The sequence below is a fragment of the Pseudomonas sp. SDO524_S393 genome (assembly GCF_054071875.1).
In genome coordinates, this window is record NZ_JBSVVZ010000114.1 from 1 (window position 1) to 10,300 (window position 10,300).

The 10,300-nt window shown below is 61.1% G+C and carries 9 protein-coding genes; 6 read left to right on the top strand and 3 right to left on the bottom strand.

The features are described 5' to 3' along the window. Positions 1-290: 290 nt before the first annotated feature. Complete coding sequence (locus tag ACW9IB_RS28490; RefSeq protein ID WP_457369153.1) at positions 291-1,097, bottom strand: helix-turn-helix domain-containing protein; 807 nt, start codon at positions 1,095-1,097, stop codon at positions 291-293. Positions 1,098-1,227: 130 nt separating this feature from the next. Between ACW9IB_RS28490 and ACW9IB_RS28495 the strand changes: the two genes are divergently transcribed. Both ACW9IB_RS28495 and ACW9IB_RS28500 read left to right on the top strand, forming a co-directional pair. Next, complete coding sequence (locus ACW9IB_RS28495; protein ID WP_457416624.1) at positions 1,228-2,718, top strand: PAS domain S-box protein; 1,491 nt, start codon at positions 1,228-1,230, stop codon at positions 2,716-2,718. A 109-nt stretch (positions 2,719-2,827) separates the two neighbouring features. After that, positions 2,828-3,100 (top strand): DUF1652 domain-containing protein, encoded by a 273-nt coding sequence (locus tag ACW9IB_RS28500; RefSeq protein ID WP_457369155.1) that lies wholly within the window; start codon positions 2,828-2,830, stop codon positions 3,098-3,100. On the opposite strand, the gene ACW9IB_RS28505 is transcribed toward ACW9IB_RS28500, so the two are convergent. Then, positions 3,063-4,256, bottom strand: a complete 1,194-nt coding sequence (locus ACW9IB_RS28505) for an MFS transporter (RefSeq protein ID WP_457369156.1) — start codon at positions 4,254-4,256, stop codon at positions 3,063-3,065. The two genes, ACW9IB_RS28500 and ACW9IB_RS28505, sit on opposite strands and share 38 nt — an antisense overlap. 75 nt (positions 4,257-4,331) lie before the next feature. Continuing rightward, positions 4,332-4,640, bottom strand: coding sequence for an RcnB family protein (locus ACW9IB_RS28510; RefSeq protein ID WP_457416626.1), 309 nt, complete (start codon positions 4,638-4,640; stop codon positions 4,332-4,334). 104 nt (positions 4,641-4,744) lie between these two features. On the opposite strand from ACW9IB_RS28510, the gene ACW9IB_RS28515 reads away from it, so the two are divergent. The 4 genes from ACW9IB_RS28515 to ACW9IB_RS28530 all read left to right on the top strand — a co-directional run bounded on the left by ACW9IB_RS28515 (position 4,745) and on the right by ACW9IB_RS28530 (position 10,000). After that, positions 4,745-6,901 carry a WG repeat-containing protein gene (locus ACW9IB_RS28515; RefSeq protein ID WP_457416628.1) on the top strand — a complete coding sequence of 719 codons (2,157 nt, stop codon included), beginning with the start codon at positions 4,745-4,747 and terminating at the stop codon, positions 6,899-6,901. Between the two features lie 65 nt (positions 6,902-6,966). Continuing rightward, a complete protein-coding gene (locus tag ACW9IB_RS28520) occupies positions 6,967-7,524 on the top strand; it encodes a helix-turn-helix domain-containing protein (protein WP_457416630.1) in 558 nt (185 codons plus the stop codon). 11 nt (positions 7,525-7,535) lie between these two features. Further along, the gene (locus ACW9IB_RS28525) at positions 7,536-8,882 is read left to right on the top strand and encodes a glutamine synthetase family protein (RefSeq protein ID WP_457416632.1); all 1,347 of its coding nucleotides are present in this window, start codon (positions 7,536-7,538) and stop codon (positions 8,880-8,882) included. 20 nt (positions 8,883-8,902) lie between these two features. Further along, positions 8,903-10,000, top strand: coding sequence for a DNA alkylation repair protein (locus ACW9IB_RS28530; protein WP_457416634.1), 1,098 nt, complete (start codon positions 8,903-8,905; stop codon positions 9,998-10,000). Positions 10,001-10,300 lie beyond the last annotated feature (300 nt).

The window sequence follows — 10,300 nt, forward strand, 5'->3', positions numbered from 1 at the left end:
ATGCCACCTGACCCACCGCTTTCGCAGCCTCGCCGTGGCTCGACAGCTCCCACAGGGGGCTTGCAGTGGTTGGAAAAAACACTGTCAGCAGGGCCATCGCGCCGGGCGCTTTCTCACCAACAATAGAAATCCAATGTGGGAGCGGGCTTGCCCGCGAAGGCGGCGGCACTGCCGACACAGACGCCACCTGACCCACCGCTTTCGCAGCCTCGCCGTGGCTCGACAGCTCCCACAGAGGACTTGCAGTGTCTGGAAAAACGGCCAGCAGGGCCCCACATCTTGACCGCGTGCTATGCGCCGCGCCGCCATTCATCCGGGGACACTCCCAGCACCCGGCGAAACACATGGGCCAGGTGCGAGGGCGATTCATAACCGACGTTGTTGGCAATCTCCAGCACCGACATGCGCGTATGCCGCAACAGGGTTTGCGCGCGTTCCAGGCGCAAACGCTGGACATAGGCCAACACCGTTTCGCCGGTGTGCAGTGCAAACAACCGGGTCAGGTGCCGACGCGACATGTGGAACACCGCGGCAATCTCATCCAGCCCCGGTGCGTGCTCAAGGTTGCCTTCCACATAGGCTTTCACATCGCGCACCAGCATGGCGCCGTGGCGTTCGGTGGAGGACCGCTGCAGGCTGGGTTGGCTGAGGGAAATCGCCAGGCATTCGAGCAACAGCAGGTGATCGGCCTGGGCCAGTTGACGGCGGCGGTCGACATAGGGGTCGGGTTGACTGAAGGCTTTTTTCGCCAGCAGTAAATGATGCAGCGGCGCCGAGGTTTGCCAGATGCCCAGGGTCGGCACGCGCAGCAGGCGGTTGGCATCCCCGGACAGGTCACGCAGCGCGAAGCGCATGTAATCGGGGTCGACGTAGAACGCCAGGTGGCCCTGGCTGGCGGTGAGCGATGACGAGGAATGACTGCACTGCGGCGGCACCAGCACGAACTGACGATCAATCACCGAGGTGGTGCGCCCGCTCTCTTCGTCCTTGAACCGCAGCAGGCCGTGCTCGGGCACCATCAGCATGAACTCGTCATGGGCATGGGCCCCGGTTTCGTAGGCACCATTGGAGTTGAAGACGCTGTAGATATCACGCATCGCCAGGCACTGCCGCAGGAAGGTAGAGGTGCTGACACTAGCACGTTTGGTGCCAGTACCACCGTAGTGCATCTGCACTATTCTGAGCCCCAGGTGTCGTACTTCACATGCGCCCCCCCCCGGAGACCTTATGAGCCAGGACGTTCTTGCCAAAGAAACCAACCGTCGCCAACTGCAGCAGATCATCTCCGGGATGTCCGACGGCATCATTCTCGCCGAAGTCGACCAGACCATCCTCTGGGCCAATGAGGCCGCGTTGCACATGCACGGTGTCGAAGCGGTCATGGCCCTGGGCAGCAACACCTCGGAATACGCCGAACGTTTTGCCCTGCGCTATCGCAACAACCACCCGGTGCTGCCGGAGAACTATCCCCTGGCACGCGTGGCAGCGGGTGATGAATTCAGCGATGTGGTGGTGGAAGTCACCCCTGCGTCAGACCCGGACAGGACTTGGGTGCATCGCCTGCGCAGCCTGGTCATCACCGACTCGCGCGGCGAGCCGGAGCTGTTGGTGGTGATCCTCAGCGACGCCACCGAATGGGCCAGTGCCGAGCAGCGCTTTGAGAAAACCTTCAACGCCAACCCGGCGCCAGCCGTGATCTGCCGCCTGAGCGACCTGCGCTATATCAAGGTCAACCAGGGCTTCCTGGAAATGACGGGCTACAACCGCGACCAGGTCATCGGAAAATCGGTCTATGAACTGGACGTACTCGAACACGCCGAACGCAAGGACCTGGCGATCCAGCGCCTGGGCGAAGGTGCGACGATTCCGCAGATGCAAGCCGAACTGCGCCTGCCCGAGGGCGGCAGCAAGCTGGTGATCGTCGCGGGCCAGCCGTTGGACATGAACGAAGAAGACTGCATGTTGTTTTCGTTCATGGACCTGGAGCCACGGCGCAAAGCGGAAATCGCCCTGCGCCAGAGCGAGGAGCGTTTCGCCAAGTCTTTCCGCCTGACGCCGGTGCCGACCCTGGTGTGCAACGCCGCCAACCGCCAAGTGGTGGACGTCAACGACGCGTTCATGAGCATCACCGGCTATATCAGCGAAGAGCTCATCGGCAAATCCATCGAAGACATCGACTTTATCGACAGCTCACCAGCCTGCGCGCAGTTATTCGCCACCCTGGAAAAAGCCGGCGCCCTCGACGGCCAGGACCTCAAGATACGCAAGAAGGGTAACGAGGTGATCGACTGCGTGGTGTCCGCCGACACCGTGACCATCCAGGACATGCCGTGCTACCTGCTGGTGATGATGAACATCACCGAACGCAAGCGCTCGGAGCTGGAACTGGTGGCGGCCATCGAAGAAGTCATGCAGGACGCGTCCTGGTTCAGCCAGACCCTGATCGAAAAACTGGCCAACGCCAAGAGCGTCAACAGCGCCAATGCGCCGACCGTGGCCTTTACCGACCTGACGGCCCGGGAACGCGATGTACTGGGCCTGATCTGCGAGGGTTTGGCCGATAAAGAAATCGCCTCGCGCCTGAAACTGGCGCCCAATACCGTGCGCAACCACGTGGCCACGGTGTACTCCAAGCTGGGGGTGCACAGTCGCAGCGCGGCAATCGTCTGGGCCCGTGAACGCGGGTTGTTTGCCAGTGAGCTGCGCCTGAAAAAATAGCCTGCGAGAGTGCAAATGCACTAGCCCGGCTAGTGCGAATTCGCCTTATGGCGCAGGGGCCCGATGCATAACCTTCAAGGCATCCCAACCGTGCCATGAAGGAACCTGCATGTTTACCCTCGCCCAACTGCGAAATTGCATCGAAGAAGGCCTGTCGCCCCTGACGTGTGAATTCACCCTGTGCCGGGACGCGTCCCTGACCCTCAAGGTCTACGACGCTGAGTCCGGCCGGGTCGATCTGGTGGTCACCGGGATCAGCACCAACCGGCTGCAGACCCCGCAGGAAGTGGAAAAGATGGTGGAAGAGCTGCGCTACGAACTGCAAAGCAACAACGTGGGCAAGCTCACACTGGATGATTTGCCTTCAACGACGCCCCAATGAAGTAAAACACCCCACCCCCGACGATGAACGCCCCCAGCATGTAAAACATGGTGTGGGGCGGCAGACTGGCCAACACCAGCCCGCACAACACCGGCCCCAGGGCCGCGCCCAGGTTGGACAGGTTCTGCGCCCCGTAATACATGCCCCGCAAGTGGTCCGGGGCAATCCGGTCGATAAACATGTACTCGGCCGGGAACACCACAATTTCACCCACGGTGAAGACCGCCATCGCCAGCACCCACCACAGCACGCTGGTGGACAGCGCAAACCCGACCAGCCCCAGCATGAACATGCCCAGGCCGAAGATCAGCCACTGGCCCAGGTAACGGTGGGAGATGCGCCGCCCGATCACGTATTGCAGAGCAATCACCATCACCGCGTTGGTGGTGAGCACCGCGTTGACCACGGTGTAGGTGTAGTCGTTGGACGTGGTGGTCACCAGGTACTGCGACAACCAGGCCGTGAACTGGCCGAACACCACCGCACTGAGCAGGCCGCCGAGGGTGAAGCACACCAGACGCCGGTCCCGCAGCAACACACCGCCCACCGCCAGGAACGACACCGGCTTCTGCGTAGCGTCGACGTGGGTCAGCGTGCGATCGCCCCAGCGTCCGTACAGCAGCAGAAACCCCAACCCCAGCAGCGCCGACAGCACGAACGGCAAGCTCATATCCAGCCGAGCGATCATCGCGCCGAAAAACGGCCCGACCGCATAGCCGATATTGGTCAGGGTGTACTTGATGGAAAACACTTCGCTGCGTGCCTCTTCCGGCAGCAGGCTGGCAAAACCGGCCTTGGCCGCGATATCGATCACCGCATAAGCCAGGTTGATCAGGATCAGGCAGCTGTAGAACAACCAGATGCCCCGGGCCAGCAGCATGCCGAAGAACCCCAGCGCAAACAGCGCGGTCAGGCCGAGCAGCAGCCGGTAGCTGTTGATGCGGTCAACCAGAAACCCGCCGTACACGCTGAGCAGCGAGCCGACGATCAGCGAACTGCCGATCACCAGGCCGACCTCGCTGACCGTCAGGGCGAACTGGCTGGTGAGGTAGATCACCAGGTACGGAAAGGTTATTGCCTTGGCCAGCGTCAGCAGCAACGTAGCGCACAGCAACAGATTTACGGTGCGGGGGTAATGTCTGAGGGTCGCAAGCATCCTGCTCTCATTCCTGGAAGGTAACGCGGTATTCGTGGCCGGTTACCTTAACGCAGGAACGAGCAAAAACGCAGGTCATTTCTTGGCGGGCGTGATCTCGAGAATGGTGCCATTCGTGGTTTTGAGCAGCACGAACTTATCGCCTGCGCGCGCCCACTGACTGTCGGCTTCGGGCTGTTCGAGACCGCGTTGTTTCCAGTCGGTGACCGCCGACTCCTTGCGCATCAGCATGTCCGGCGCACGATCACCTTCCTTCAGCTCATGGGCATTGATGTTGGAGGGTTGCACGGTTTCCTGTGGGGTATCACCGGCCTGCGCGACAAAGCTGGCGGTGGACAGGTTGGCGGCAATCAACAGGCTGGCAGCGAGAGATCCGGACTTCATGGGCACTCCTTCGATTAATGACGCGTACCCAGCTTCCGACCACAGGCGCGCGGAATCATTCAGCCTGCTAACCTTGCGCCAGCCCATTCTCGAGTCCGATAACAATGAAAACACCCCTGACCCGAATCAAGCTCGTTGCCAGCGCGCTGGTGGTGGTCGCCGTGATCGGCGGCGCAACCTATTACCTGATCGACCGCAATGGGATCACGGGCCTGGTGACCGGCACCGAATACACTGACGACCAGTTGAACGAAGGCGATGTGGGCGACTTGCACACGCTCTCCCTGCCGGAAGCGAAAAAACGCCTGAATTACCTGGTGCTCGACGTGCGCGACAGCATCAACCAGATCGCGATGATCGAAAGCCTGCGCCTGGAAATCTCCCCGGCGACGAAAACCGCCAAGACGCCCGCCGAAAAGAAAGAACTGCGTTATGACGAACCTTTCGTGCCCATGCCCGCCGCCGAGCTGAAAACCGCTCTCGAAGCCCTCAAGCAGCAGAAACCACAGTTCCAGCAGATGTTCTTCGACAACCAGTCAGGGCTCATGCTCGACGTGGAACCGATTCGCGAAGTGCTCAAGCGCGGTGCCCTGCCCAGCCCGCGCGAGGCAGAACGTTACGCGGTACAGACCGTTTACCTGCGCGATGGAACACAACAGCCTTTCACAGAGATAGGCGTGAGCAACGCCGAAGATGACGACAGCACGCGCGCCGAGCTCAAGGTCAACAAGCCGGTGGAGCGCGTCAGCGTCACCCTCACCTACCCGGCCTATCCAGGCTTCAAGAAAGTCGTGCTGGACCCGTCCCATCCGAAAGTCACCGCCGGCGGCGGCGAGGTCTATCAACTGACCGCCCTGGCCGACGACCGTGCCTCGCTGCTGCTGGCCACGCCGAAAGACAGCACCTACGTGATCCAGGGCCTGACGGCCGAGGGCAAGCCCCTGTACAGCGGCGGCAACAGTTCCAATTCGTCGCCCACCGCCGAGCAGAAGGCCAACCTGCGCAAGTACTACGACGAACTGCTGCGTATGCAGAGCAGTTTCTCCCGCTATAAAACCAGTGCCGCGGTACAGGATCACCTGGAGCAGTTCGTCAAAGACCTGCCGGAGACGGCCAGCGCGTTGACCAATGTGCACGCCACCTACCACTTCGAAGACACCCCGGCGAGTGTGGTGATCTACGTGCTGGACCCGACACGGCCAGACACCCTCGAACTGGACATGCACAACGCGGTCCCCCCCCAGAGCCGCTACATCGCCTACGACAACGCCACGCAAAAAAGCGGGTTCATCGACGACAAGGGCCAGTGGGTGGTCAAGCCGCGCTTCAAGCGCATCGAGTACACCGAAATGCCCGGCGTGTACAACATGCAGGTCGGCAGCACACCCGAGAAAGACGGCTGGAGCCAACTGCTGTTCAAGTACTTCGTGTTCGTGCCGGGTGGACACACGCTCAAGGAACTGCCGTTCGAGATCATCGAAAAGCCGATCAATGACGACCTGATGATCGTCGAGCGCGAAACCAACGGGCCCTACGGCGTGTACGACGTGAAGAAACAGCAGGTCGTGGTGCCGATGAAATACGTCAATGTCGAGGTGGTGGGCGATTTGTTCATCGGCCGACCCGGGCAGAAGACCTACGGTGTCGATTCGAACTACGGGGTGTGGAACCTGGCCGGCAAGGAGCTGTTGGCCCCTCGATTCTCCACTGTCGAGGTGGTCGGCGATTACCTCTACACCACCCTGGGGGAAGACGCACAAAGAGACGTCTACAACCTGAAATTGCAGAAACTCAACCCCGCCGGCACCCGTGCCGTCGGCGCGTTTATCCAGGGCCAGCCGCAACTGGTGCAAGACCGCAAGCGCGGCACCTTCAGTTTCATCAACCCCCAAGGCAAAACCTTGGCGATCAACCTGCCGTACGACGAGGTCGAGCCCTTTTCCAACGGCATGGCAGTGGTGAAAAAAGGCAACCGCTATGGCGCTGTCGATACCGAAGGCAAACTGCGCGTGCCACTCAAGTACACCACCCTCAACGCCTTCCAGAAAAACCTCGCTTCGGCGGAAATGGAAGGCTTCGAGGGCCTGGTACTGATCGACCGCAATAACGCCTTGGTGAAAAAACTCGGTTCGTACACCACCTACAACATCCCGGCCAACAGCAATGAGGCGAAGTACAGCATCTGGGATGCCAAGGAAGAAAACCGGGTGAACGTGTTCGATGCCGATGGCATACAGGTGGATAGCTACGAGCGGGAATGACCCCGCCGATTGCCGGCGTGAAATAATTGCTGTAAATTTTCATGAAATTTATCGAAATAAATTTCATGAGCCAACAAGAAGAACTCGCCGCGCTGGCCGCGCTGATCCACGATTTGCGCAAACACAAGAAACTCACCCTCGCCCAGCTCGCGCAAAAGATCGAGCGATCGGTGGGTTTCCTGTCCCAGGTCGAGCGCGGACTGTCGCGCCCGACCGTGGCGGATCTGACCGCGATCTGCCACGCCCTCGACGTGCCCACCACGTATTTCTATAGCCAGCCCAAACCCAAGGCCGTGGACTGGGTCACCCGCCCCAGCGAACGGCGCACGGTGTATTACGCCAACGGCATCACCGACATCCTCGTATCGCCCAGCATGAACGGTGCGTTTTCGATGCTCGACAGTCTGCTGGCACCTGGCGCCAACAGCGGTGAACAGACCATGAGCGACCGCGCCGAACAGGCCGGTTTTGTGCTGGAAGGCGAATTGACGCTGTGGGTCGACGGCGAACCCGGCTCAGTCACCCTGGGCCCGGGCGACAGTTTCCACCTGGCCAGCTTCGCCCACTGCCGCTACGCCAATCTGACCGATCTGCCCGCCCGCGTATTGTGGGTTTACAACTAGGAGCTGCACCCGTGAAAAGCCATGCCTCCACGTTACTGGCCGAAGTACGGACCTTTCGCCAGAACCATCCTGACGTGCGTTATGTCGACCTGATCGCCCTGGACCTTCCCGGGCACTTCTACGGCAAGCGTTATCCCATCGAGATGCTGGAAAAAGTCGCGGCCGGCAGCCCGTTGAAGTTGCCGCAGAACGCCGTATTGCTGGGGGCCCAGGGCGGGTTGTTCAAGATCGGGGATTACTGCCTCAACGATGGCGACCCGGACGCCAATCGCCGACTGGTGCCCGGCACGCTCAAACCGGTGAACTGGGAAAGCCAGCCCTTGGGGCAGATGCTGATCACCTCGGACGGCACCGAAGCGCCCATCGAATTCGAACCCCGGGAAGTGCTGGCCAGGGTGCTGGAGCGCCTGCACGGCAAGGGTATTCATCCGGTGGTGGCGTTCGAACTGGAGTTCTACCTGTTCGATAAGCAACTCGACAATGGCTTGCCGCAATTCGCCCGCGACCCGCTGAGCGGGGATGCCGACGACCAGCCCAACCTGCATATCGAACGGCTCTCGCGCTTCAACGAGGTGCTGGACGACATGGCGCAGACCGCCAGGGATCAGGGCATCGATATCACGGTGATCACCGCCGAAATCGGTCCGGGCCAGTTCGAAATCAATTTCGGCCATGTCGACGACAGCCTTCGCGCCGCCGACTGGGCCGCCCTGTTCTGCCGCAGCACCCGTGGCGTGGCGCTCAAGCATGGCTACCGCGCCAGTTTCATGGCCAAGCCCTACTTGCAGTTTCCCGGCAGCGGCATGCATGTGCACGTCAGCCTCTACGACGGCGCGGGCAATAACCTGCTGGCGGCCCATCAGCAGCAACCGCTGCGCCACGCAGTGGCCGGCTGCCTGGAACTGCTGCCGCACTGCATGCCGATCTTCTCGCCCAACCACAATGCATTCCGCCGCCTGGGCGGTACCGTCAACGCCGCCACCCGTGCCAGTTGGGGTTTCGAAGACCGCGATGCCTGCGTGCGCATCCCCGAGTCCGACCCGCGCAACCTGCGCATCGAACACCGCCTGGCCAGTGCCGACGCCAACCCGTACCTGGTGCTGGCAGCGATCCTCGTTGGCCTGGAACATGGTCTCGAAGCCAAGCGCGAGCCCATCCCGCCACTGAACGACGACCGCAGCAGCGGCACCGATTTCCCCCTGGAAATGCTCGAAGCGGTACGCGCCATGCAGCATCAACCGGTATTGCGCGATAAGCTGGGCGCCGAATTTGTCGATGTGTACTGCGAGAACAAACGCCAGGACCACTTGGCCTTCCACCAGGAGATCCAGGCGCGGGAATATCGCTGGTTTCTCTAACCCCCACACTGGAATCACCGATGACCGACCAAAGCGCTCCGGCCCTCAAGGAAATCTTCAACGTCGCACGTCTGCAACACATCGCCAGCGAGATGAGTGCGGTGTACCCGGCGTTCGACGCCAAGGGCTTTCTCAAGCACGCAACAGCCGGGCTGGACGCGTTGTCGGTGATGCAACGCATGGCGCGGGTCAGCGAAAGCCTGCATGCGGTGATCCCCCTGGACTATCCCCAAACCCTCGAGCAGCTCTACGCCCTGGCACCGCGCCTGAACAGCGCGTTCGTCAGCCTGTTCCTGCCGCACTACGTGGCCAGTTACGGGCTGAATGACTTCAAGCGTTCCATGGCCGCGCTCAAGTACTTCACCACTTTTGGTTCGGCTGAATTCGCCATCCGCCATTTTCTGCTGCACGACTTCCAGCGCACCCTGGCCGTGATGCAGGAGTGGTCGCGGGATGACAACGAACACGTGCGTCGCCTGGCCAGCGAAGGTTCGCGGCCACGCCTGCCGTGGTCTTTCCGCCTGGCCGACGTGCAAGCCAACCCCGAACTGTGCGCTTCGATCCTCGACAATCTAAAGGCCGACCCCAGCCTGTACGTGCGCAAATCGGTGGCCAATCACCTCAACGACATCACCAAGGACCACCCGGACTGGGTACTCACGCTGATCGAAGGCTGGTCCCTGGACAACCCTCACACCGCCTGGATTGCCCGCCATGCCTTGCGCAGCCTGATCAAGCAAGGCAATACCCGCGCACTGACGATCATGGGTGCCGGGGCCAAGGCCGAAGTGAAGATCCACCACCTGCATGTCACGCCGGCAGTGATCAGCCTGGGCGAACGTATCAGCCTGTCGTTCAGCCTCGAATCCACCGCCGCCACATCACAGAAGCTGGTGGTGGACTACGCCATCGACTACGTGAAAAGCGCCGGCCACAGTGCCGCGAAAGTGTTCAAGCTCAAGACGCTTAACCTGGGCGCCGGAGAGCAACAACACATTCGGCGCGAACAGCACCTTCGCGATATGACCACGCGCAAGCACTACCCGGGCCGGCATGTGGTGCATGTGTTGGTGAATGGGGAGAGGCTCGGCAGTGCCGAGTTCGAACTGCGTGCCTGATGCGATTCAAGCTGACGAGCCTACGATCGCGCTGTGTCAGCCTGCTTATTCGGTGCTGATCCATCGCTATCGCAGGCAAGCCACCCACATTGGAACTCTATTGTTGGTGAGAAAGCACCCGGCGCGATGGCCCTGGTGGCAGCGTTTTTCCAGCCACTGCGAATCCCCTGTGGGAGTTATCGAGCCCCAGCGAGGCTACGAAAGCGGTGGGTCAGGCGACAGCTGTGTCGACTGTGCTGCAGTCATCGCAGCGATGCGGCGACCCGACAAGCCAGCTCCCACAGGATTGCTCTATTGTTG